The sequence below is a fragment of the Gulosibacter molinativorax genome (assembly GCF_003010915.2).
In the GTDB taxonomy this organism is placed as follows: domain Bacteria; phylum Actinomycetota; class Actinomycetes; order Actinomycetales; family Microbacteriaceae; genus Gulosibacter; species Gulosibacter molinativorax.
This window is the reverse complement of the sequence record NZ_CP028426.1, coordinates 2,723,560-2,746,783: the sequence shown is the minus strand read 5'-3', so window position 1 is coordinate 2,746,783 and position 23,224 is coordinate 2,723,560. Positions and strand designations below refer to the sequence as shown.

The 23,224-nt window shown below is 65.2% G+C and carries 16 protein-coding genes; 7 read left to right on the top strand and 9 right to left on the bottom strand.

All coding sequences use genetic code 11. The annotated features are described in order from the left end of the window. Window positions 1-20 precede the first annotated feature (20 nt). The 5 genes from GMOLON4_RS12590 to dnaK form a co-directional block, all read right to left on the bottom strand. A complete protein-coding gene (locus GMOLON4_RS12590) occupies window positions 21-1,178 on the bottom strand; it encodes a M15 family metallopeptidase (protein WP_051266615.1) in 1,158 nt (385 codons plus the stop codon). Window positions 1,179-1,435: 257 nt separating this feature from the next. Next, the gene (locus GMOLON4_RS12585; protein WP_026936546.1) at window positions 1,436-1,909 is read right to left on the bottom strand and encodes a heat shock protein transcriptional repressor HspR; all 474 of its coding nucleotides are present in this window, start codon (window positions 1,907-1,909) and stop codon (window positions 1,436-1,438) included. A gap of 33 nt (window positions 1,910-1,942) precedes the next feature. Continuing rightward, on the bottom strand, window positions 1,943-2,959 hold the full coding sequence (locus GMOLON4_RS12580) for a DnaJ C-terminal domain-containing protein (protein ID WP_026936545.1): 1,017 nt from the start codon (window positions 2,957-2,959) through the stop codon (window positions 1,943-1,945). Window positions 2,960-3,090: 131 nt separating this feature from the next. Further along, the gene (locus GMOLON4_RS12575) at window positions 3,091-3,786 is read right to left on the bottom strand and encodes a nucleotide exchange factor GrpE (protein WP_026936544.1); all 696 of its coding nucleotides are present in this window, start codon (window positions 3,784-3,786) and stop codon (window positions 3,091-3,093) included. A gap of 3 nt (window positions 3,787-3,789) precedes the next feature. Next, a complete protein-coding gene (dnaK, locus tag GMOLON4_RS12570) occupies window positions 3,790-5,655 on the bottom strand; it encodes a molecular chaperone DnaK (protein ID WP_026936543.1) in 1,866 nt (621 codons plus the stop codon). Window positions 5,656-5,924: 269 nt separating this feature from the next. On the opposite strand from dnaK, the gene GMOLON4_RS12565 reads away from it, so the two are divergent. From GMOLON4_RS12565 to GMOLON4_RS12550, 4 genes are all read left to right on the top strand, one after another. Then, complete coding sequence (locus GMOLON4_RS12565) at window positions 5,925-6,680, top strand: cysteine hydrolase (RefSeq protein WP_026936542.1); 756 nt, start codon at window positions 5,925-5,927, stop codon at window positions 6,678-6,680. A 101-nt stretch (window positions 6,681-6,781) separates the two neighbouring features. Further along, window positions 6,782-7,309 carry a CAP domain-containing protein gene (locus tag GMOLON4_RS12560; protein WP_051266614.1) on the top strand — a complete coding sequence of 176 codons (528 nt, stop codon included), beginning with the start codon at window positions 6,782-6,784 and terminating at the stop codon, window positions 7,307-7,309. Between the two features lie 369 nt (window positions 7,310-7,678). Further along, a complete protein-coding gene (locus GMOLON4_RS12555) occupies window positions 7,679-9,133 on the top strand; it encodes an MFS transporter (RefSeq protein ID WP_169516492.1) in 1,455 nt (484 codons plus the stop codon). A 118-nt stretch (window positions 9,134-9,251) separates the two neighbouring features. After that, window positions 9,252-12,563 carry a DEAD/DEAH box helicase gene (locus GMOLON4_RS12550; RefSeq protein ID WP_051266612.1) on the top strand — a complete coding sequence of 1,104 codons (3,312 nt, stop codon included), beginning with the start codon at window positions 9,252-9,254 and terminating at the stop codon, window positions 12,561-12,563. On the opposite strand, the gene GMOLON4_RS12545 is transcribed toward GMOLON4_RS12550, so the two are convergent. Together GMOLON4_RS12545 and GMOLON4_RS12540 are read right to left on the bottom strand one after the other, a co-directional pair. Then, on the bottom strand, window positions 12,535-15,501 hold the full coding sequence (locus GMOLON4_RS12545) for a hypothetical protein (protein WP_156892038.1): 2,967 nt from the start codon (window positions 15,499-15,501) through the stop codon (window positions 12,535-12,537). The two genes, GMOLON4_RS12550 and GMOLON4_RS12545, sit on opposite strands and share 29 nt — an antisense overlap. 167 nt (window positions 15,502-15,668) lie before the next feature. Beyond that, entirely contained in the window at window positions 15,669-16,175 is a 507-nt protein-coding gene (locus GMOLON4_RS12540) for a GNAT family N-acetyltransferase (protein WP_051266609.1), read from the bottom strand. A 228-nt stretch (window positions 16,176-16,403) separates the two neighbouring features. Here GMOLON4_RS12540 and GMOLON4_RS12535 point away from each other — a divergent pair, with 228 nt between their 5' ends. Next, entirely contained in the window at window positions 16,404-17,093 is a 690-nt protein-coding gene (locus GMOLON4_RS12535) for a PIG-L deacetylase family protein (RefSeq protein WP_026936539.1), read from the top strand. A 242-nt stretch (window positions 17,094-17,335) separates the two neighbouring features. Here the strand turns inward: GMOLON4_RS12535 and GMOLON4_RS12530 are convergent, their stop codons facing one another. Both GMOLON4_RS12530 and GMOLON4_RS12525 read right to left on the bottom strand, forming a co-directional pair. Beyond that, entirely contained in the window at window positions 17,336-19,879 is a 2,544-nt protein-coding gene (locus GMOLON4_RS12530) for a heavy metal translocating P-type ATPase (RefSeq protein ID WP_084147428.1), read from the bottom strand. After that, the gene (locus GMOLON4_RS12525; protein WP_035732491.1) at window positions 19,857-20,069 is read right to left on the bottom strand and encodes a heavy-metal-associated domain-containing protein; all 213 of its coding nucleotides are present in this window, start codon (window positions 20,067-20,069) and stop codon (window positions 19,857-19,859) included. The genes GMOLON4_RS12530 and GMOLON4_RS12525 overlap by 23 nt, the downstream gene beginning before the upstream one ends. A gap of 248 nt (window positions 20,070-20,317) precedes the next feature. Here GMOLON4_RS12525 and GMOLON4_RS12520 point away from each other — a divergent pair, with 248 nt between their 5' ends. After that, window positions 20,318-21,256: an acyl-CoA thioesterase domain-containing protein gene (locus GMOLON4_RS12520; RefSeq protein WP_051266605.1), complete on the top strand. Its 939-nt coding sequence runs from the start codon at window positions 20,318-20,320 to the stop codon at window positions 21,254-21,256. Between the two features lie 334 nt (window positions 21,257-21,590). Further along, the gene (locus tag GMOLON4_RS12515; protein ID WP_026936536.1) at window positions 21,591-23,183 is read left to right on the top strand and encodes an HNH endonuclease signature motif containing protein; all 1,593 of its coding nucleotides are present in this window, start codon (window positions 21,591-21,593) and stop codon (window positions 23,181-23,183) included. Window positions 23,184-23,224: the final 41 nt, after the last annotated feature.

Sequence of the window (23,224 nt, the reverse complement as noted above, 5' to 3'; positions counted from 1 at the left end):
GCGGCCGCGCCGCGAAACGGCTACTTGTAGTCGGGGGCGGGGCCGGAGCCGACGAATTCCTCATAGGTCGCGGCACCAGACTCGTGATATTCGGCGGCGGCCTCGACACCGATAAAGCGGAAGTGCCACGGTTCGTAGGCGTAGCCCGTGACCGCGGTCTCGCCCTCCGGGTAGCGCACGATGAAGCCGTACTCCCAGGAGTTTTCGGCGAGCCACTGGCCGGCCTCAGTTTCACCGAAACAGGTGTCAAGGATGCAATCCGGATACGCGTCCGGCGCGGAGATGTCGGCAGCAAGGCCGGTCTGATGCTCGCTAAACCCGGGCCGCGCGCTCGTCGAGTCGGCTTCTTCGACGCCCTGCTCTTCGACGTAGCCCGAGTACAGCTGTGTCTGGAGGTCGTACTCGCGGTAGCCGCTCGTCATATCGAGGTAGTGGCCGGCCTCCGCAGCATCCGCGAACATTCCCTTGACCGCATCCGCCGCATCCTGGCGTAGCGAGTGGTCGTTCATCGAGCGGACGTCGATCGACTCCATCGACACGAGGTCATCCGGAGCATAGTTGATCGGATCGAGCGGGATGTGCTTATTCACGAGCACAGTGAGGCTCGAGGCGGTCGTGATGTCGAGTGCCGGTTCCGGAGCGGCCGACGAAGTCGGAGTCGCGGCTGTCGCCGTCGTCGCCGGTACGGATGCGGCGGGTGTCGGAGACGCGGATGCGCCGGGAGTCGAAGACGGGGATGCTGACAGCGATGGGCCGTGCGCAAGCGATGCAGCCGAGGCGGCTCCAAGCGGTGTGCCCGGGCTCCCCCAACCGGATGCGACACCGAGACCAAGCGTTGCGAACGCGACTACCGCGACTGCTCCGAGGACACGGGCAACCTTGCGCCCGCCGCCGGAGTCCGCGCTGCCGGAGTCCGCGCTGCTGGAGTCGGCACTAGCCGAGCTCTCAACGCCAGTGCCCGCGATGCCGGAGCTAGCGATGCTGGAGCTAGCGATGTCAGGCTCACCGACGGACGAATCCGCCGAGACTTCCGGATCTCCGGCCGACGCCTCAGCCGCGAATTCCGCATCGGTATCCGACGCACCCGCCGCGCTTTCTGCAGCGCGCGCGGCGTCACTGGCGCTGGCGTCCTCGGAAGAGGATTCCCAGCGTTCAGAGTCGTCTTGCGCGTTGGTCACGTCGCGGTCTCCTCGGTGTTGTCAGTACAGTGCTCGCCGTGCGGTCGTGTCCTTGCGTATCGAGGCGGCACGTTGAGTTGGCGCAAGCGTCGATCGCGAGGGGTGGTCCATGTCGCAGCGTACCCGCGGCGAAAAGGAACCCGGGCAAGCTTTCCACAACCACATGAAATGTGTGAACTCACTCACCATCTCAGCGCGACCTGAACGTTGCGTCCTCGTCGGCTCCCAACGTCATTCCCCAACGTCAGCTCCCGCAGTCAGTCCTCGTCGTCAGCCTCAACGTCATCGTCCTCAACACTGCGCGCAGCCACGCGCGGTTCCCACAGCACGATCTCGTTCCGGGCCCGGACTCGGGCGCCGCGCGAAATCGCGACGATCTCGCCGTGCCCCGCAGCAAATACCCGCTGACGCTCAAGGCGTTCCTCTGCGAGCTCGTGCTCGAGCTCCTGCATCCGCTTTCGCAGCGTGCGCACCTCGTGTCGCAACTCGACGATGCGCAGGATGCCCTCGAGGCTCACGCCCGCTTCCGAAAGCTCGCTGATCTCGCGGAGCTTCGCAATATCGACCAGCGAATATCGGCGGACTCGGCCCGACGTGCGCTCCGGCACGACGAGCCCCATCCGGTCGTATTGCCGCAGCGTCTGCGGGTGCATCTGCGCCAGCTCGGCGGCGATTGCGATCGAGAATACTGGCGCATCCTCGTCGAGATTGTGATTTCGTGGGGTGGTCATCGCCGCCTCCTTTCTGGCATTGTGGTTCCCAGGTTAGACGCGCGCCTCGCGCATCAGGTCTTCGCGCGGATTCTCATCCGGCGACGCCGCGATGAAGTCGTCGAGCGCCTTTTCCTGATCGTTCGTGAGCCGATTCGGGACAACGATGCCGAGCTCGACGATCATGTCGCCGGTCTCCTTCTTCGTGCTCACGCCACGGCCCTTGACGCGCAGTTTCTTGCCGGTCTGCGAGTGCGCCGGGACGCGCACCTTCACGGTCGAGCCATCGATGGTCGGCACCTCGATCGTCGTGCCGCGGACGGCCTCCGCGAACGTGATCGGCACCTGCACCACGATGTTGTTGCCGTCACGGCTGAACACCGGGTGCGGCCGCACCGACACCTCGAGGATGAGATCGCCGGGTTCGCCGCCCTGGGGCCCCGGGGCGCCCTTGCCGCGCAGACGAATCTTTTGCCCATCCTTGACCCCGGCCGGGATGCGCACGGTAATGATCCGGCCGTCGCCAGCCTGCAGGTCGATCGTGTCGCCCTTGATGGCCGTCATGAAGTTCAGGGTCGTGGATGCGCGCTGGTCGGCGCCCTTTCGGTTCGCCTGGAAGCCAGCCTGGCCACCGGCGGAGCCACCGCCGCCAAACATCCCGCCGAAGAGGTCCTCGAACCCGCCGCCACCGGACGTCGTCGTGTACGTGCGTCCACCCTGGCCGTAGCCGGGCTGGTAGCCGCCCTGGCCGAAGAGGCCGCCGAAGAGGTCCTCGAAGTTGCCGTATCCGCCAGCGCCACCGGCGCCGCCGGGCCCTGCCGAGAATCGTGCGCCCGCGCCCATGGCACGGATCTGGTCGTATTCCTTGCGCTTGTCGGCGTCGGAAAGCACGTCATAGGCCTCGGAGATCTCCTTGAATTTCTCCTCGGCCGTCTTGTCCCCGGGGTGGGTGTCCGGGTGATATTTTCGCGCTAGCTTGCGGTATGCCTTCCGCAGCTCCGCGTCGCTGATGTCCTTTTCGACACCTAGCGTCTTGTAGAAGTCCTTATCGAACCAGTCTTGGCTCGCCATACACTTCTCCTTTCAAAATCACGGTGTTGCCGGCGTTGGCCAGCAGTTGCCAGCGTTAGCCAGCAGAGTATGTCGCCATATTGAGCAAAGTGGGGGTACCCGCGGTAGCGAGCACCCCCATTCACTTCGCCCTACTCGGCCGGGACAAACACCGCGACCTTGGCGGGACGAATCTCACGCTCACCGATGCGATAGCCACGTTCGACTACATCGGCAATGGTGTGTTCAGTTACTTCGGGATTCGGGAGTTGAGCGATCGCCTCGTGGATGTTCGGGTCGAAGGCTTCGCCCTTCTCGCCGTACGGTTCCACGCCTAGCCGCTCGATCGTCGCGTGTAGTTTCGCGGCGATCACCTGCAGCGCGCTGCCTTCCGGCAGGTCGCCCGCGGCCTCGGCTCGGCCCAGATCGTCGAGGACCGGGAGGAGCTGGGTGACGACGTTTGCCGTCGCCACGCTGGCCAGCTCCTCCTTCTCGCGCTCGGTGCGGCGGCGGAAGTTGGTGTACTCCGCCTGCACGCGGCGCAGGTCATCGAGGTGCTCGCGAGCGAGTCGCGCATCCTCGGTCTCTTCGACGGCGGATGCGGGTGCATCCTCTGGTAGATCAGACGCGGTGGATGCGCTCATCGCGTCGGTGAGGAGCGATTGCAGCTCCTCCTCCGAGATGGTCTCGCGCTCCGTCTCGGCGTCGATGGCGTCCGCCACCGCATCCTCGACATCGTTTGACTGCGCATCCGGGTTCGGCTCGCGAACCTTCCCGGTCTCCGGGTCGATCCGCCGCTTGTCGCGGATGATCGGCTCTTCGTGCTCGTTCGGGTTCTGCTGAGTCATTACCTAGTTCTTCTTCTCTTCGTCGTCTTCGTCAACAACCTCGGCGTCGACGATGTCGTCGTCGGCGTTGGCCTCACCGTCAGCGGTCGGAGCCTGCGGAGCCTCGCCCTCAGCCGACTGCTGCGCGTAGATCGCCTCGCCGAGCTTCTGCTGCGACTCGTTGAGCTTGTCGAACGCAGTCTTCACGGCGTCGTCGTCATCGCCCGCAAGTGCGGTCTTCAGCGCGTCGACGTCACCCTGGACCTCGTTCTTCACGTCGGCAGGGAGCTTGTCCTCGTTCTCCGAGATGATCTTCTCAACCTGGTAGGCGGTCGACTCGGCAAGGTTGCGACGCTCTGCGGCCTCGCGGCGCTCCTTGTCCTCTGCCTCGTGCTCGGCGGCTTCCTTGACCATGCGGTCGATGTCTTCCTGCGGGAGGCTCGAGCCACCCGAGATGGTCATCGACTGCTCCTTGTTGGTCGCCTTGTCCTTCGCTGAGACGTGGACGATACCGTTCGCGTCGATGTCGAAGGTGACCTCAACCTGCGGGATGCCGCGGGGAGCCGGAGCGATTCCCTGCAGCTCGAAGGTGCCAAGCGGCTTGTTGTCGCGAGTGAACTCACGCTCACCCTGGAAGACCTGGATCTGCACCGAGGGCTGGTTGTCTTCAGCCGTGGTGAAGGTCTCCGAACGCTTCGTCGGGATCGCGGTGTTGCGCTCGATGAGCTTGGTCATGATGCCACCCTTGGTCTCGATACCGAGGCTCAGGGGGGTGACGTCGATGAGTAGAACGTCCTTACGCTCACCCTTGAGGACACCGGCCTGGAGGGCAGCACCCACGGCGACGACCTCATCCGGGTTCACACCCTTGTTGGGCTCCTGACCACCGGTGAGCTGCTTCACGAGGTCGCTCACGGCGGGCATACGGGTCGAACCACCGACGAGCACGACGTGGTCGATGTCGGCGACCTTGACGCCGGCTTCCGCAATGACGTCGTTGAACGGCTTCTTGGTGCGGTCGAGGAGGTCCTTGGTGAGTTCTTCGAACTTCGCGCGGCTAAGGGTCGCGTCGAGGTTTGCGGGGCCCTCGTTGGTCAGCGAGAGGTACGGCAGCTGGACGGAGGTGCTGGTCGAGTTCGACAGCTCCTTCTTCGCCTGCTCAGCGGCTTCCTTGAGGCGCTGGAGTGCGATCTTGTCGTTCGAGACGTCGACGCCGGTCTGGCTCTTGAACTCGCCGATGAGGTACTCCACGACGCGCTGGTCCCAGTCGTCGCCACCGAGGCGGTTGTCACCGGCGGTTGCGCGCACCTGGATGGTCGAGAAGTCCTCGTCCTTACCAACTTCGAGGAGCGAGACGTCGAAGGTACCGCCACCGAGGTCGAACACGAGGATGAGCTCGTCTTCCTTACCCTTGTCGAGGCCGTACGCGAGCGCTGCCGCGGTCGGCTCGTTGATGATGCGGAGCACGTTGAGGCCGGCGATCTCGCCAGCTTCCTTCGTTGCCTGACGCTCAGCGTCGTTGAAGTATGCGGGGACAGTGATGACCGCGTCGGTCACCTTGTCACCGAGGTAGGTTTCGGCGTCGCGCTTGAGCTTGCCGAGCGTACGAGCCGAGATCTCCTGCGGCGTGTACTTCTTCCCGTCGATGTCCTGGGTAGTCCAGTTGGTACCCATGTGGCGCTTCACCGAAGCGATGGTGCGGTCAACGTTCGTGACGGCCTGGCGCTTTGCGGTCTCACCGACGAGCACCTCGCCATCCTTGGCGAACGCGACGACCGAGGGGGTCGTGCGCATGCCCTCGGCGTTGGCGATGACCTTCGGCTCGCCACCTTCGAGGACTGCAACGACAGAGTTCGTGGTTCCGAGGTCAATACCAACGGCACGTGACATGTGTTCTCCTTTGGGCTTTTCTGTGGTTGATCTGCGGTTCTTGCTGCCGTAATTGAGCTGGCAACCTTGAGTGAACCTGACTCAAGTATATTCTTGAGCCTCATCGTGTCAACCTTGGAAACCTGAGAGTTGAGTGAACTCGGCTCAAGTCTTTATTCTCGCCACGATGGGCAACGTCACATTTCTTCACCTTCGCCTACTCGCTGGCCACGCCACGCTCCGGCTCGCTACCGTCGAATCATCCCGTTCGTCGACCCGAGGAGAAGTCCGTGAGCACGCTCACCCTCAGCACCCGCACCACGCCTCTCGAGCCCGTCGAACTGGATGCGGCCACGATCGCTCGCCTCCCAGGAAGCAACGTCGACGCCATCCCACCCCTGCACCCGCAGTGGCAGTCGCTCGATCTTCGAGCAATCCTCAAACGGCCCGCGGCGTTCATGTCGGTGAGCCAGTCGAACTCGCTCTACAAGCCGGGCGGCGTGCAGTATGCAGAAGGGCACGCGTATCGCGGAAGCCTTAAGGCGACGGTGCGCGCCGCGAAAGCGGCTCGTCAGGCACCGAACTTCACATCGTTTAACTGGGTCGGTTTCACGGTGTTCCGATCCGAATACCCTCAGTCGCTCTTCGACGCGGCGCAGTACGACAGCTGGACCGGCGCGATCGACGCAACGCCCGAGCAGATTGCCTGGGACGATGCGCTCGTGGATGAACTCGCCGAGCTCGTGGAGCCCGGCGACAAGCAATTCAATGAGACCGCACTGCAGACGGCGTTTGTCGGCACCGACCTTCCCGGTACCCTTGCGCGACGCAAGATCGAGGTCGTGGTGATCACCGGCATCCACCTCGACTGGTGCGTCGAAGGCAACGCGCGCGCAGCACGCGACCACGGGCTCCTACCGATTGTGATCGGCGACGCGACGGGCACGCACGACCCCGCGGATGAGGCGGCCGCCTTCCGACGCATCAATAACTTCTTCGCGCCGGTGATTAGCTCGGAGCAGTTCGTCGAGCTTCTCGGCGAGTAATTCGGCCAACCCGGCCCGGCGAACACAGCAGTTTCTTGGCCTGTGAGGGTTAGCTAGCCCCAATGTTGCGCCGACGATTCCTCACATTCATTGCGGCGCCAGTGGCGCTTACCCCCCTCCTCACCGGCTGCATCCGCATCGAATTCGAGGTGCCGGCGCCGACGACCGAAGCACCGCCGATCACGCTCGAAGGCTCGGCAGAAGACACCTACGACCTCAGCAGTGACGCCGCGCTCGAGGAAGGCACGGCAGGCGCCAACACCGTGCTTGAGCTCGTCAACCGGGTGCGCATCCAGGAGGGCCTCGAGCCACTCACCATCAATCTGCAACTCAACAAGGCCGCGCAGGCCCAGGCCGATCATCAGGCGAGCATCCTCGAGATGACGCATGACGGGCTGGGTGGTCTTGGGGAGCGCGTCTCGGCAACCGGCTATCAATGGCGGATGGTCGCCGAGAACGTCGCGTTCGGGCAGTTCTCTTACACCCAGGTCATGACCGGCTGGGTCGATTCGCCCGGGCATTACGCGAATATCGTCAACCCGAAGCTCGAAGAAATGGGCTTCGCGATGACCTACGGCAGCGACGGCCGCACGTATTTTGCGCAGGTGTTTGGGAGTCGGCTTCCGTAGCCATGTCATTGCCCGTGAATCATTACGTTTCTACCCTGATAAGTAAGGTCCGGAGGCGAGTTATGCGAATCAATGGCAAGGGCCAAGTCACGATCCCGGAAGATCTCCGCCGCACCACAGTTTTCTAGCAGGTGTCGAGGTCGAAGTCATCGCCGACGGGACAGGCCTGCGAATCGTTCATGCCGCGAAGAGGAATACCCACGGGGAGCGCGTAATTGAGCACATGCGCGGTCAGGCCGATGCCAAATTAAGTACAGACGAATTGATGGCACTGCTTCGCGATGGCTGAGGTCACGCAGTTTCCCGAGCGTGGAACTAATTACCCCTAAGGCAACGCCCAAGTCGCATCCGCCCAATACAATCCGCCTTGTGAGCACTTCGACGACGCCCGAGCACGTGACGCCAGAGCCGGCCAACGCCCCCAACACCGTGGTGACCCAGGACGGGGAGCGCATCAACAAGCGCGAGCTGAAGCGCCGCTCGTTCGCGTGGCAGCTCTACGACGTGGGCAACTCCGCCTTCCAGGCTGTCGTGGTGACCTTCGTCTTCGCGACCTACCTCGCATCCGACTATTTCATCGACCCGGATATCGTGGCGCTCGGCGCGGCCAACGCCGAGGACCCGGCATACCTCAACGCCCAGGCCGGTTCGCAGCAGGTGATGAGCGGCCTCGACCTTGCCGCCGCCATTATCGTGGCCGTGATCGCGCCCGCGCTCGGTCGTTCGGCGGATGGCTCGAGGAAACGGAAGACGTACCTCGCCGTGTTCTCGGGCATCACGATCGCCTGCATGCTCTTAATGTTCTTCGTGTACCCGGAGGCGAAGTTCCTCGTTTTCGGCGCGACGCTGCTCGCGGTCGGCAAGGTGTTCTCGGACCTCGCCGAGGTGAACTACAACTCGATGCTCTCGCAGGTGTCGACGAAGGAGAACGTCGGCCGCGTCTCTGGCACGGGCTGGGGACTCGGCTACATCGGCTCGATCGTGCTGCTGCTCGTTCTCCTCGTGTTGTTCCTGCAGGACTTCAACGGGGATGAGCCCGGGATCGGCCTGTTCGGGGTGCCGGATGGATTAGACGGGCAAGCACTCAACATCCGCCTCGCGGTCGTCGTCGCGGCGCTCTGGTTCATCGCGTTTGTTATTCCGCTGCTGCGCCGGGTGCCCGAGGCGGATGCGCGGGTGACGGTCAAGCGCGTCAACTTCTTCCAGGCCTATGGCGAGCTGTGGAAGACGCTCGTGTGGCTCTGGCAGAACGATCGCAAGCTCCTGCAGTTCCTGCTGTCGAGCGCGATCTTCCGTGATGGGCTCGGCGCGATCTTCGCGTGGGGCGCGGTGCTCGCGGCCCAAGTGTACGGCTTCTCGGGCAGCGAGGTCATTTACTTTGCGGTCGCGGCGAACCTGGCGGCCGGCTTCGGCACGCTCGCTTCGGGCTTCCTCGACGACCGCTTCGGGCCGAAAACCGTGATCGTCGCGTCACTCGTCTCGCTCCTCATCGCGGGAACCGTGCTGATGTTCACCTCGAACGACAAGTCCGTGTTCTGGGTCCTCGGACTCATCCTGTGCCTCTTCGTTGGCCCGGTGCAGTCGGCGTCGCGCTCCTATCTCTCGCGCGCGGTTCCCGCTGGCCACGAGGGCGAGATCTTCGGCCTCTACGCCACGACCGGTCGCGCGGCGGGCTGGATCGCGAACCTGCTCTACTTCGCGTTCATCTCCTGGCTCATGGTCCCGAAGGCTGGCGTGTGGGGCATCCTGATCACGCTCGCCCTCGGCCTCGTGATCTTGCTCACCGTGCCCGCCAAGCGCGGCGTCGTGAAGCTGCGCGAATAATGCTCCGGCCATAGGCTCCCGGGCGCAGCTCCCAGCGCGCGCTAGCTCCGACTTTCCACAGTCGGGAGTGCTGTGGAAAGACGCTCCGGTTGTCGGAGGCACGAGGCAGACTTCTCCCATGGAACTTTCGCCATTTGCCGTCGACGTCGTACGCTCCATTGCGTCTGCCCACGTCGTGCAGCACGCAGTGGTCCTCATGATGCGCAACGCGGTCCACATCCTCCATCGCGAAGACCTCGACGACCACGTTACGCTCGAGGCCGAGGTCGAGAACGTGAACGGTCAGGGCACCGAGTATGTGACGGCGAAGGTTTTTGACTCGCACGAGGTCTCGTTCTATTGCACGTGTGAGGCCGGAGGCGCCTGCTCACACCTGGGCGCGTTACTGCTCGTCGAGCTTGGGACTTGGGAGCGCGAGGCCGGCCACAACCCCCGGATTGCACCGCCGCGCCAGCCTGGCTTGACCCGCCGAAATCGGTGGTCGCCGCGCTCGAAATGGCGGCAAGAATTCGATGCGCTTCTCCCGAGCGAATCACCGAGCGACTTCGCCGAAGCGTGCGTGTTTATCGAACTCGCTTCTGCGACCCGGCCGAGCTACTACGGCGGCCAGCACCGCAGCAGCATGCGGCTCCAAGAGCTGCAGATTCGCCCCGGGATGCGCGGAAAGCGCGGCTTGTGGATCAAAGGGAAGGCGCGCTGGAATGCGGTAGAGGCCCTCGGCCTAGCGCCGGACGCGAGTGACCTGCTCCAACGCATCCACCGCCTCTACCTTGCCGCTGCGCGCAACGAGTATTGGTATTACAGCAACAGCGAATGGCTGCCGCTCAGCGCTGTCCCTGGCAACGACATCTGGCAGCTCCTGAAGCAGTTGGGCGAAGTCGGGGTCCCACTCGTCTCGACCGGCAAACAGCAGCGACCGGTTCGCTTCGACACACGTCCGATCACGATCGCTGGCATCGTGCAGGCTGGTGACGCAGCACTTCAGGTGCGCGCCGAGGCACGGCTCGGAGCCGATGCGATTGCGTACGAAGCCCTTGCACCAATCGGGAGCCCAGCCGCTGCCATCGCCCACATCGCCGACAAGGCCGGCCCGAGCGAACAAATCACCCTCCATCCGGTCGCCACCGCTGTGGATGCCCTGACCCTGCGCCTGCTCAACGCCGATGAGCCGATCGAAGTTCCGACCAGCGAGCGGGCGGCGTTCGAGACCGACTACCTCCCGAGGCTCCAAGCGAGTCTCCAGTTTGAATCGCCCGACGCATCCGTTGCCATTCCGGAGATTCGGCGGACGTCGCTCAAGCTCGTTGTCAACCACGAAGGGCGTCGAACGCACCTCGACTGGTTATGGGATCGACCGGCGGGTTTCCGACCCGACGCGGAACGCGAGGCGCAAATCCTCGACCGGCTCCGCTCGGCGGCCGGGGCCAATCAGTCGATTCTGTGGCCCGCGCATGCACCGTCCGCTTCGGACGGTTCCGCCGAGCAACCACTCCGCATTCCAGATCCGAACACCTTGAGCGGAACGAATCATGTTGTCTTCCTCACGCAGGTCTTACCGCGGCTGCATGACCTTGAGGGTGTCGAGGTCACTGAACAGGCAGAACCGCCCAGCTATCGCGAAGCCGAGACACTTCCTGTGGTGGAGGTCAGCGCCGAGGCAGATGGCGACTGGTTCGACCTGCACGTCAAAGTCCAGGTCGAGGGAGAAGCGGTCGAGTTTGCTGATATCTACACGGCGTTGGCCAGGGAGGATGCGCTGTTTGTGCTCCCCAGCGGTACCTACTTCTCGCTCGAGGGCGAAGAATTCAGCCGACTGCGGGACATCCTCGCCGAGGCGCGGGCGCTGAGTGACCGGCCGAACCGCCAGCCCGATGATCAGCTGGGCGACGGTTTCCGCCTCAACCGCCACCAAGTGAGTCTCTGGGACGATCTCGCCCAGCTCGGCGTCGTTGCCGCGCGAGAAGCGCAGTGGTGGCTCACCGTGCAGTCGCTCGGTGAGGGCCAGCGCGTGGAGGCCGTTGCGGTGCCCAAGGGCATCCGCGCGGAACTCCGTGATTACCAGCTCGAGGGAATGTCCTGGCTGCATTTCTTGCGAACCTCCGGACTCGGCGGGGTGCTCGCCGACGAAATGGGGCTCGGCAAGACCCTCCAGACCATCGCCATGATGGAACTCGCCCGCGAAGAGCATCCTGACATGCCGCCATTCCTCGTCGTAGCGCCAACGAGCGTGGTTGGAAACTGGGCCCGAGAGTGCGAAAAGTTCGCACCAAATCTCCGCGTCAGCACGATCACCTCCATGGCTTCGAAGCGAGGCTGCGCGCTCAGTGAGGCGACGGCTGGCGCGCATGTCGTGGTCACGAGCTATGCGCTCTTCCGCGGCGAGGCGGAGGAGTACCGCGGCCTCGCATGGTCCGGTCTCATCCTCGACGAGGCCCAACAGATCAAGAATCACGCGTCACACGGCTACCGGGCCGCACGCGCACTCGATGCCCCGTTTACCCTCGTGATCACCGGCACGCCCCTGGAGAACAATCTCCTCGAGTTCTGGGCGCTCGTCTCGCTCGCGGCTCCCGGGTTGCTCGGCAATCGCCAGCGGTTCACCGAGTTCTATCGCACCCCAATCGAGCGAGACAAGAACAGCGAACGCTTGGCGCTCTTGCAGCGGCGCGTCCAACCCTTCCTCTTGCGGCGCAGTAAGGACCTCGTCGCCGCGGAGCTTCCACCCAAGCAGGAGCAGACCATCGAGGTCACGCTGCACCCGAGGCACCGCAAGCTCTACGACGTGCAGTTCCAACGCGAGCGCCAGCGGCTCCTCGGGCTGATCGATGACGTCAACGCGAACCGATTCCAGATCTTCCAGTCACTCACCCTCTTGCGTCAGCTCGCGCTTGACCCGGCTCTCGTCGATGCCGGGCATGCCCCTTCCGGGAAGCTCGACGCGCTCATCGAATTGCTCACCGAAGCGCATGAGGAAGGCCACCGGGTGCTCGTCCTGAGCCAATTCACGCGCTTCTTGGGCTCAGCCCGGGACAGAGCCGAAGAAGCCGGTCTCGATTGGTGTTACCTGGACGGCAGCACGACCGACCGGCAGCAGGTCATCGACGAGTTTCGCAACGGCAACGCGCCGGTATTCTTCGTCTCGCTGAAGGCTGGCGGGTTTGGGCTCAACCTCGTGGAGGCCGACTATGTCGTGCTCCTCGATCCCTGGTGGAACCCGGCCGTCGAGGAACAGGCGATCGACCGCACCCACCGGCTCGGCCAACACCGACCGGTGTTCGTGTACCGGTTGGTCGCTGCAAACACCATCGAGCAGAAGGTGATCGCGCTTCGGGAATCGAAAGCCGAGCTCTTCGCCCGCGTGCTCGATGGCGGCGGCGCGATGGGCGAGAGCACCCTCACCGCTAACCAGATTCGGGAGCTGCTCGAGTAGTGCCTTCCGTTCGGCCCGGTCCCTCGAGCCGGTCGATGACCTCCTGCAAGCCAGCGACATACTGCAGCGTGAACTGATAATCGGAGTGGGTCGCGACCTTCCAGAGGTAGCTCCGCGGCTCGCTCTCCGTCGCGCCCCGGTCGATCGGATTGTCGGCCTCATTGTAACTAGTCGCGGGGAAGCCGATGAAGTCGGTGCGCCGCCACAGGCTGACCCAGGCGGGCAGCACGGGATCTCTCGAAGCGAGGATTTCGCGCATCCCCGGACCGAAGCGCTGCTCGTACTCCGCGAGCCACTCGCGATCCGGTTCGTGCTCGGCCACAACCTGACGATGCCAGGGGTCGTGCGAGAACAACCCCGGGCCACGGCAAGGCTGAACACCGAGCACGTCCGGACCCAGCACATCCGGGAAGAACCGCGAGAAGTATGCCCGAAGCTGGATGCCGAAGGTCACGAGCCCGAGCCGACCCCACACATCCACCGCGACCGGTTCGGTGCGATTGAGCACCGCGAAAACCGTGGCGCTGGCGAGCACGCCGCCCATCGAGTGAGCCGTGATGACGACCTTGCGCGACGGTGCGGGGTCGTTGAGCGGCAGGCGCGGCGAGACCGTCCCCGGGCCGAGCCACTCGAGCACGCGCGTCGTGAGTTCGGGCACCGTCCGCTCGCTATAACAGGGCGGGGCGAGCGGATGCGCGGCTCGGGGGAAGAAGCACAGGATGTCCCAGAGCAACCCGAGCGGACGCTCCTTGGGCGAGGTGACGTTCCCGATCACCAAGGCTGTAGCAACGGCGGCGATTGCGGTCATTACCGCGAGCGCGACACCATCCAACAGGTCGACCGTCTGCGCGATGTCACCGAGGAATCCCGCCTTGCCCGGCTCGAGCCCCGCGAGCGCGCCGTCAGGCACCATGAAGCTCAGCGTGACGACAAACGCGATTGCCAACAGTGACGTCAGCGCAAGCACGCCACCGATCGCCTCCCCGCGCTGGGCGAACGCGGCGAACCTTCGGCCTGCCTCGACCTCCCGCTCGGTCGGGGTCGTGACGCCCCGGTCCGGCACCGGGTAGCCCGGGCCGAAAGTACCCGGCACAAGAATCTCGTCGTAGGACTCTTGCCTCTTCGACGTGCCCTCGGGGAAGGTGATCGTCGGCGTCGTAAGTCGACGGTACGGGCCCCACCACTGGCGGATCGCGGCCGCGGTCGCCACGATGGCGATCACGACGAGGATCGCCAGCACGGCAACGCCGTAGGACTCGAAGACCGCCGGGATTGTGAGCTGCTCGGGGAGGTCGGGCCGCGCGGGCGTGCTGCTGGGATCCGCGAAGATGCGCCAGTTGTCGACGACCTTCGACGAGTCCACCGGCGGCGTCAGCCACGTGCGTACGCCGAACACCAGCAGGCAGGTCAGCAGCAAGGCCGAGGTGAGCGACAGCGTGAGCGCGACCGCCCCGCCGAATCCGTGCCAGGCCTCGTACCGTGAGGATGTGCGCCTTCGCGCGAGAATGACGGCAATCACGACGTGCACCGCGAGCAGGCCGATGCCGACCTGGATCGCCCAGTGGAGGTCCACCGCATTCTGCGGCAGCGGGCCTGCTCGCTGCGCGAGACCGCCATACGTAATGAAGGCCATCGCGAGCAGCGGCAGGATGATGGCCCAACGGCCAAAGCGCGGGTCGCGCCACCAGAGCGCAGCAACGCATCCGACCGCGAGCAGCGCGACGAGCACGGTGGGAACGACCGTGAGGCCGAGAAACGCCGTCACCGGGGTACCCGATTCGCCGCCAGTTCCCTCTCCCCCGGACAGCCCCGTTGCGATCACGTACACGGCGTAGTCCGCGGCCACGACAAGCAGCAGGACCGCGGCGACGATGCGGCCCACCCGGATCCGCTTCGGTGACTTGGCCGTCGTGAACCCGGTTAGCACCGTCGCGAGCAGCAACACGGCCGCCGCGATGCCGAGGATCCAGCTCTCGCGAGGCGACGCCGCGAGCATTCCCGTCGCCGAGCATCCGCTCGAGCTGAAGAAGCCGACGAGCTCGTGACAGGCCGCATCCGCGGTGAAAATTCGATCCCAGGCGAGCAGGCTCACGATGAGCGCGAGACTCGCGGCGAGGTGGAGGCGCTCGGATGTTGGGCCGACGCGGGCGCTCGACCAGAATCCTGAGGTGGCGAGCAGTGGCAGCTCGGTCTTGGCTCGGGCGACTTCGCCGGCATCTCGCGTGTCTGCAGCCCAGCTGCGCAGGTTCGCTTCGTACCGAAGCCTGCTGCTGCGGGTGAGGAGGAACAGCAGCAGAATCGCGAGCACAATGATGACGCTGAGTGCGGCGAGGCGCAGTGGGCGGCCCTCGGCATCCCGCGGGAGGAGCTGGAAAATGCCCGGCAGGTTCGCGCACATCGCGTCGGGCCGGTAGCACTGCGTGCCGATGAAATCGAGCAGGATCGTCGCGAGCGAGGAAGTGAGCAGGAGCGTCAGGCCGAGGGCGAAGAGCCGGACGGTCGCGGCGCCCGCGCCGCTGAGCCACTCGTGATCCGAGCCGCCCTTGCGAGTAATCCGTCGCGTCCAGTACGCGACGTTGCACAGCGCGAACGGCAGCGTGAGGAACCAGCCGATCTGGATGAGCACGGTCACGACCGCCGAGCCGAAGGTGCCGCCTGAGCGCACCATGTTGCCCCACGAGTAGGCCTCGGTGTGGATGCGCGGGTCGAGATCGGTGCGATGCAGCTGCTCGCGCGCGGCGAACGAGTCGGTGTCCTCGGGCGGCCCCGGTTTGTTCTTGTACCGCCAGAACCCACCGAGTTCGTCGCTGCCCGCACTCGTGATCTCGTCTCGGCTCACGCCGAGCATGACCTCAGGTGGGGTATTGGCGATGCCGTGGATGCGCAGCTCCAGGATGTGTGGTTTCGGAGCCACCCCCGCGCTTCTTCGGTCAGGCATGACGACTCCTTTGTCGCGACTGCCCGTGGCCTCACCGCCAAATCACGATGGCCCACGTGCCCTGGCTCGATTCTATTCCCGGGCGCGGTTGAATACTCGTACCACCGTGCACCGAACGGGGACAGAAAATCTTCGGTTGATCTTGGCTTTTTGGGCCGCGGGAGACGCTACCGCACGAGGCGAATGTCGGTGTACCTGGTGGCCCCGAAGGCCTCGCCCCACTCGCGCGTGTCCCACGGCTCCTCGCGGTGGAAGCCGTGCTTGCGGTAGAACGCCTCCGCGCGATCGTTGCCGTGGAGCATCCACAGCCACGCCGGGCGGTCACCGATCGCGGCCTCGATAAGTGCGTGCGAGAGGCCCGAACCGTGGGAGGCGGCGAAGGTGTAGCAAAGCTTCAACTCGAGAGGACGCGGCGCATCCTCGGGCGTCGCGCGTGCGAGCGCGAGGCCGGCCGGCTCGCCGTCGAGCTCACCGAGCCAGGTGCCCGAAGCTGTGGCGGGGTCGGCGAGCTGCTCGCGCCACCATGTGAGTTGTTGGTCGGGGTCGGCACGCTTCGCGACGAGTTCTTCAGGCAGGATTCCGCCGTACGTCTCCCGCCAGGCGTTCGCAAGGATGCGCGCCAGAGTCTCGGCGTCGGCCGCGATTGCGGGGCGGATGCGGATGTCGCGGGTCACGGCGGGATTCCTCGATTTCGATGGGCTGCGGAACAACAGGAAAGCCTAACGCTGTGGTGGAGCGCGCGCATGCCTTGCCGTCGAGCTGCATCCTTCGCCGTCAACGTTCGGTCGCTATGCTCGGTGCCGTTGTCTGCCCCCGATCGAGCAATTCCGTGGCACCTACGTGCCAATGCGCTCGATGACTGGGGGCGCGCATCCACCACCGATTACTCACGAGGGAGCCTCATGCCCACCGTTCTTGCCCTGCACGCCGCCACCGCCGACGTCCCGCTGCTCACCGGCAGCACCATTGCGCGACTCACGGAGGAAGGACGCCGAGTCGTCATCGTGACCCTGACCGGCGACGCTCCCACCGCGATCGCGCAGTCGCTCGGCGCCGCCCGTGCCGAGTCGCTGGGCTACGAGCTCGCGCTCGAATCGGAGTCTAAGGTGCCCGTCGCCGAGGCGACCGACCGCATCCAGACGCTGCTCGCGGACGAGGAGATCGATCTCATCCTGAGCTACGACAAGATCGGTGTCGTACACGAGCCCACCCACGTGCGCGTGCACGAGATCGGCAACGAACTCGCGTCGCGCCTCGGTGCGCCGACCGTCGAGGCCGCGATCACCCGCGAGCTCGTGAACAAGGGCGCGGGCGTCGCGAAGACCCTGCGCAAGACCGTGCCGTACAACGACGAGCAGCTCGCGCAGTTCGCGTCGAAGAGCGACCTCGCGTATGACATCCCCGCGAAGAAGAAGTTCGACGTGAAGTGGGATGCGATGAAGGCAGCCGGTGGCGGCGCGGACCGGTTCTCGCAGCTGCTCGCACGAGGGATGCAGTTCCCGAAGCTCGTGGTCGGCTCGCTTTTCCAGCACGAGTACTTCGGCGCAGGCCAGGGTCAGGCGCCGGACTGGTTCACGTCGCTCGCGAAGTAGCGTTTGGGCGCATCCGCGCCAGCCACGTGCGAAGGTTGGGTCACGCTCGCCTTGCCGCACACGAAGATTGGTCACGTCTCGGGATTATCAGGACGTATAAACCCGAGACGTGACCAATCTTGCTTGAGCCCAAACGGAAAGTTGTCACGTTCTGGGGTTATGAGTCGTCATAATCCCAGAACGTGACCAGTCTTTCGGCGGGCTCAAGAACCGCCTTTCGACGGGCTCAGGGAGCCCAGCCGTTACTTGAAGCGGAGCAGGCGCAGCGAGTTGAGCACCACGAAGACGCTCGAGAACGCCATCGCGACACCCGCGATCATCGGCGAGAGCAGCCCGAACGCGGCAAGCGGAATCGCCGCCACGTTGTACGCGAACGCCCAGAACAGGTTCTGCATGATCACTCGGTTCGACTGCCGCGACAGGCGGATCGCATCCACCGCGGCGTTCACGTCATCGCGTACGAGCGTGATGTCCGCAGCCTCGATCGCGGCGTCGGTTCCGCCGCCCATCGCGATGCCGAGGTCGGCGGTCGCGAGCGCGGGTGCGTCGTTTACGCCGTCGCCCACCATCGCTACCCTCTTGCCTTCGGCCTGCAGCTGCGCGACGACCTCAGCCTTTTGCTCAGGCAGGACGCCAGCGATCACGCGGTCGATTCCAACCTCGGATGCGACGGCCTTCGCCACGAGCTCGTGGTCGCCGGTGAGCAGCACGGGCTCGAGCCCGAGCTCGCGCAGGCGAACGATGGCCTCCGCCGAGGTCGGCTTGATCGTGTCGGCGACGGCAATCACACCGACCACCGCGCCGTCGACGCGCACCAGCACCGGGGTCTGACCGGCGCCAGAAAACTCGGCGATGACCGCATCCACTTCGGCCGCCGTCGTAGCCACAGCCTTTCCAGCCGAGGCATCCGCGACCGGAGCAGCGCCAACTGTTTGCGACGCATCCGCCGACCCTGCGACAGCCGCGATCGGCGCTGCATCCGCGTCGCCAGTAACCACGCGACCGACCCGCACCTCGACGCCGTCGACGATGCCGACGACCCCGCGTCCGGCCTCGTTTCGGAACTCCGAGACAGGCTCGAGCGTCAGGCCACGGTCCTCCGCGGACCTCACAATCGCGCGAGCAAGCGGGTGTTCCGACGCATCCTCGACCGAGGCCGCGAGCGTGAGCAGCGCATCCTCACTGACCGACGCGTCGAGCGTGCGCACCCAGGCGACACTCATCTCGCCGCTCGTGACCGTGCCGGTCTTGTCGAGCACGACAGTGTCGATTCGGCGCGCCTGTTCGAGCGCCTCAGGACCTGCGATCAGGATGCCCAGCTGGGCACCGCGACCGGTTCCGGCGAGGATTGCGGTCGGGGTCGCAAGCCCAAGCGCACACGGGCAGGCGATGATGAGCACGGCGACGGCGGCGGTAAACGCCATGTCGACGGTGCCACCGAAGATGAGCCACGCGAAGAGCGTGACGACCGAGAGCACGAGCACGACCGGCACGAACACGGCGGAGATCTTGTCGGCGAGGCGCTGTGCCTCAGCCTTGCCGTTCTGCGCGTTCTCGACGAGCTCGCCCATGCGGGCCAGCTGGGTGTCGGCGCCGATGCGGGTGGCCTCGACGACCAGGCGGCCGGAGACGTTGACCGTCGCGCCGACGACCTCGTCGCCGGGCTTGACCTCGACGGGCACTGATTCGCCGGTGAGCATCGAGGTGTCCACGGCGGATTCGCCCTCGATGACGTCACCGTCGGTCGCGACTCGCTCGCCGGGGCGCACGATGAAGCGCTGGCCGACGCGGAGTTCCGAAACCGGAACGCGACGGGATGCGTCGCCCTCGATGATCTCGACGTCCTTCGCACCGAGGTCGAGCAGGGCCCGCAGCGCGGAACCAGCTTGGCGCTTGGCGCGCGCCTCGAGCCAGCGGCCGAGCAGCAGGAACATCGTGACGCCAGCGGCAACCTCGAAGTAGATGTTGCCCGTGCCCGATTGGGCCGTGAGGCGCCACTCGAAGCCGTGGGTCATGCCGAGCTCCCCGGCGTGGCCAAAGAACATCGCGTACAGCGACCACAGGGTGGCCGCGGTGACGCCGATCGACACGAGGGTGTCCATGCTCGTCGCGCCGTGGCGCAGGTTCCGTAGCGTCGCGCGGTGGAACGGCCAGGCGCCCCACGTCACGACCGGAAGCGTCAGCACCATGACGACCCACTGCCAGCCGATGAACTGCAACTGCGGGATCATCGAAATCAGGATGACCGGGACGGTCAGGATCGCCGACCACACGAAGCGGTTGCGGTAAGACTTCGCCGCGCGCTCGTTCTCGTCGAGGACAGGCTCGGGCTGGGGCTGAGCGGCGGATGCGCTGGTCACGTTGGACTCGGCGACATCGGCGCCGGCGCTGCTGGTCACATCGGCTGTCGGCGCGTTGCTTGCACCGGTCGCCGACGCGGTGGCAGTGTTTGCCGGGGCCTGCGCGTAGCGACTCACGTGTGGGGTCGCGTCGTAACCGGCCGCGCGAACGGCCTCGATGAGGCGCTCGTACTCGGCCTTCGCATCTGCCCCCTCGGGCACCTTCACGCTCGCGCGGTTCAGCGCGAAGTTGACGTTCGCATCCACGTCGTCGAGCCTGTTGAGCTTGCGCTCGATGCGGTTGGCGCAGGATGCGCAGGTCATGCCCTCGACGTCGAGCGTCAGGGTCTTGAGCACCGGGTCGTTAAAGTTTGGGGTGTCGGTGGTGCTCCCCGGAGCTGCTTGGTGCTCCGGGGCGACCGCGCTACTTGGCGTCGACGAGCTCATAGCCGGCCTCCTCGACTGCAGCGCGCACCGCACCGAGGTCGAGGGGCGCAGCGGACTCGACGGTGGCAGTGCCGTCAGCACTGCTTGCGGTAACCGAGGTGACGCCCTCGATCTCACTGATTTCCTCGCGGACGCTCATCTCGCAGTGGCCGCAGGTCATTCCGGTGATCTGGTAGGTGGTGGTAGTCATGATGTTTCCTTCCTCGATTGTTGGAACCAACATACCCCCCATGGGTATTCCTGTCGCGTGAAATTTCTTGTTTGTCTGCGTATCCGGCCAAGTTCTGCGGTTCCCGCTGCCCTGGGCCCGTCTCGCCGCGGAAAAAGTGCACGCCTGCGCACCGTCCACGGCGCGTCGCGGGCGTGTCGCACTCAGGCGTGCACAATTTTCTGCCGGGGTGATGCCCAGAAATGCCGGGACTGAGTAACGTGGATGCGATGAGCGGCTTTTTCGAGCGGGATCTGACCGACAGCGGCGAGGTTTTCACGCCCACGAGCGAATCCAAGAGCGGCTGGGGCGACATCGTGCGCGGTCCGGCGATCACCGCGCTGCTCGCCCGCGCCATCGAGAATGTGGTCGCGCCCCGAGATGCCGACGGGCAGGCCACGGCCGACGCCTCGGGGCAGACCCCCGCCCAGGACCGGCAACATGCAAGCGGCTCCGCCGACCGGCGAGAGAAGGAAGGCCAAGCGCAGCTCATCCCCGCCCGAACCACTTTCGAACTCCACTCCCCCGTGCCGCGCCGTCCGCTGCGCACCGAGGTGCGCATCCTGCGCGACGGTCGGCGCCTCAAGCTTGTCGAGGCCGACCTGATCTGTGGCGACAGCGTCTACGCGCGGGCGCGAAGTGTGTGGTTGCGGCCGAACGACGACGCGGACGTCAGCGACAACACCCCTTGGCACGCGGATCGGCAATTTACGACGCCCGGCCCCGGCCCGTGGAATCCGAGCAATGACCGCCGCCTCTTCAGGAGCGCGGACAAGCCCTGGAGCGATCAGGGATGGGGACATCAGGATGCTGGGCGCAAGACCGTATGGCAGCTTCCGGTTCCGGTAGTGGTCGGCGAGTTCCACTCGCCCTACCAGGTCGCGGCGACGGTCGCGGACGTCACCAACCTCGCCACCGGTTGGGGCCCCGAAGGCCTCGACTTCATCAACGCGGATGCGACGCTCTCGCTCGTGCGGCTGCCATCACGCAACGAGGTGGGCGTGCAGGCGATAGACCGCGTGGACCACGACGGGATCGCGATCGGGACCGGAGTGCTCTTCGATGAGGACGGTCAGTTCGGCACCGCGCAGGTGACGACGATTCTGCAGCCCGGTGGCCGCATCCGATTTGAGGACCCTGAGACTGGCGCGCCGAACAAGCTCGTTTAGGGTTCGTTGTCTGCGCACTTTTCTGACTAAAAGGCGCCACCCAGACGCGGTGCCTGACCTTGCGGCGCCCTTACGCGCGTCGGGCTAGCCACACACAGACCACTTGAGCACCGCTCAAAGATTGTCCACCGAGAGCGCGAACCGCCATTGAAGGATGCGCTGGATCCAATGCTGAACGCAGGGGCCCTTGTCCACCGAATTCCGCAGCAGTATGCGGGAAACGCGGGAATGTCGGAGGCTTGTTCTACTCTTGTTCCATAAGAAGTTCGAAGAAATATTCGAACTGTGAGACTCCGGATAGACATCCGGCTTAGGTGGAAAGGAGGCGATTCCGATGACAACTCAGCCGAACGAGCGGCCGCGCGCGAACACCGGCCGCCACCTTCCCGCCGACGACCTGCGCGTCGCGGAGGCGCAAGAGAAGCTCGAGGTCTACGCCGAGCTTCGCCGCTCGCGAGGCGTGGCGGAGGCTGGAATCATCCGGCTGCTTGCGACGGTGTATGAGATCGCGGTCGAGCGAACGAGTGCCTCTACCCCGGACTCGTTCGGGGTAGAGAGCCAGGAGAAGGTGTTCTCGTGGCACTTCACCTCGCTCCTGAGCGACTTCGCGGTGAAGACCAACGAGTCGCCTCGCGCCCTCGCGAACCGCGGATACGACGCCTACGAGCTCGTGACGCATTTCCCGGATTGGCTCGCCTCGATCGAGGCGGGCAAGATCGAAGTTGCCCATGCCCGCACGATGCTCCGCCACATCAGCATCCTGGGCGAAGAAGACTACGCGGAGTTTGGCGCCGAACTCCTCAAGTATGCCGAGGCGAACTCGGTGGGCCAGACGGACAACCAGGCCGCTCGGCTCGCGAGCACCGTGGCGGCCGCCTCGTTCGAGCGGACGCATGAGCAGGCGAGAGCGGAACGGCGCGTCACCCTGAATCACGACGACTTCGGGATGGCGACGCTCCGCGCGTACCTACCGAGCGAGCTCGCGGCCCCGATCAAGGACCTGCTCGACGCCCGCGCGAAGGAAATCAAGCAGGAAAACATGAAGGCGCGGCGGGGCGCGGTCAAGGATGCGCTGGCCTCGATCGCTGAGGCCACGTCGCCTGATCGGGACCAGCCGTCAAAGCAGCACTCGCTGCAGGATGTGCTGGAACAGATCGACCCGGCCGCGACCGACACGCGCACCGCCGACCAGATCCGCGCCGATGTATTCGCGGAGACAATGCTCTGCGCGACCCCGGGCGAGACTCGGGTCACCGCGAAGGTCAATCTCACGGTTCCCGTGCTCGCGCTACTCGACGGGCACGCCGATGGTACGGCGCCGGCGCTCCTGGACGGCATGCGGCCGATCAGCTTCCCGGAGGCACGGCAGCTGACGGCAGCCGCGCCCACCTTCCAGCGGGTGCTCACGCACCCTGTCACGGGGCAGGTTCTCGCAGTCGACACCTATGAGCCGAGTGCCGCGCTGCGCCGGCTGATTCAGGTGCGCGACCAGCAGTGCCGCTTCCCGGGGTGCATCCGCCCCGCGACTCGCTGCGAGATCGACCACACGCACCCCTATAGCGAGGGTGGCGCGACTTCTGCGGCCAATCTTTCCTCGCTTTGCAAAGTCCACCACGTGCTGAAGCACGAAAAGCCCTGGACCGTCACCAATCTCGGTGACGGGATCCTGGAGTGGCGAACCCCGCTCGGGCAAGTGGTCACGAGCCGGCCGGAACCGTATCCGACGGCGCCGACCTTCACCCCGGGCGGGTGCGCGGAGTCACGGTCCACGACGGGGCCGGTGTTTCGCCCTACTGACGGTGAGAAGCCGTCGAACGACTCGGGTTCCGAGCAATTTGGCGCCGAGAAAAATTCTGGGAGTGTGTCCTCTGACAGCTCCGAGGGGGCAGAAACCAAAGCCGAGACTGACGACCCACCGCCCTTCTAAGGTTCGAAGGCAGGCGATTAGTCTGACCAGCGAGGTTCTCG

Excerpts from the sequence above, each read along its gene's own strand:
- GMOLON4_RS12585 (WP_026936546.1), bottom strand. The coding sequence starts at position 1,909 with ATGACCACCCCACGAAATCACAATCTCGACGAGGATGCGCCAGTATTC.
- GMOLON4_RS12580 (WP_026936545.1), bottom strand. The coding sequence starts at position 2,959 with ATGGCGAGCCAAGACTGGTTCGATAAGGACTTCTACAAGACGCTAGGT.
- GMOLON4_RS12575 (WP_026936544.1), bottom strand. The coding sequence starts at position 3,786 with ATGACTCAGCAGAACCCGAACGAGCACGAAGAGCCGATCATCCGCGAC.
- dnaK (WP_026936543.1), bottom strand. The coding sequence starts at position 5,655 with ATGTCACGTGCCGTTGGTATTGACCTCGGAACCACGAACTCTGTCGTT.
- GMOLON4_RS12550 (WP_051266612.1), top strand. The coding sequence starts at position 9,252 with ATGGAACTTTCGCCATTTGCCGTCGACGTCGTACGCTCCATTGCGTCT.
- GMOLON4_RS12545 (WP_156892038.1), bottom strand. The coding sequence starts at position 15,501 with ATGCCTGACCGAAGAAGCGCGGGGGTGGCTCCGAAACCACACATCCTG.
- GMOLON4_RS12535 (WP_026936539.1), top strand. The coding sequence starts at position 16,404 with ATGCCCACCGTTCTTGCCCTGCACGCCGCCACCGCCGACGTCCCGCTG.
- GMOLON4_RS12530 (WP_084147428.1), bottom strand. The coding sequence starts at position 19,879 with ATGAGCTCGTCGACGCCAAGTAGCGCGGTCGCCCCGGAGCACCAAGCA.
- GMOLON4_RS12525 (WP_035732491.1), bottom strand. The coding sequence starts at position 20,069 with ATGACTACCACCACCTACCAGATCACCGGAATGACCTGCGGCCACTGC.
- GMOLON4_RS12520 (WP_051266605.1), top strand. The coding sequence starts at position 20,318 with ATGAGCGGCTTTTTCGAGCGGGATCTGACCGACAGCGGCGAGGTTTTC.
- GMOLON4_RS12515 (WP_026936536.1), top strand. The coding sequence starts at position 21,591 with ATGACAACTCAGCCGAACGAGCGGCCGCGCGCGAACACCGGCCGCCAC.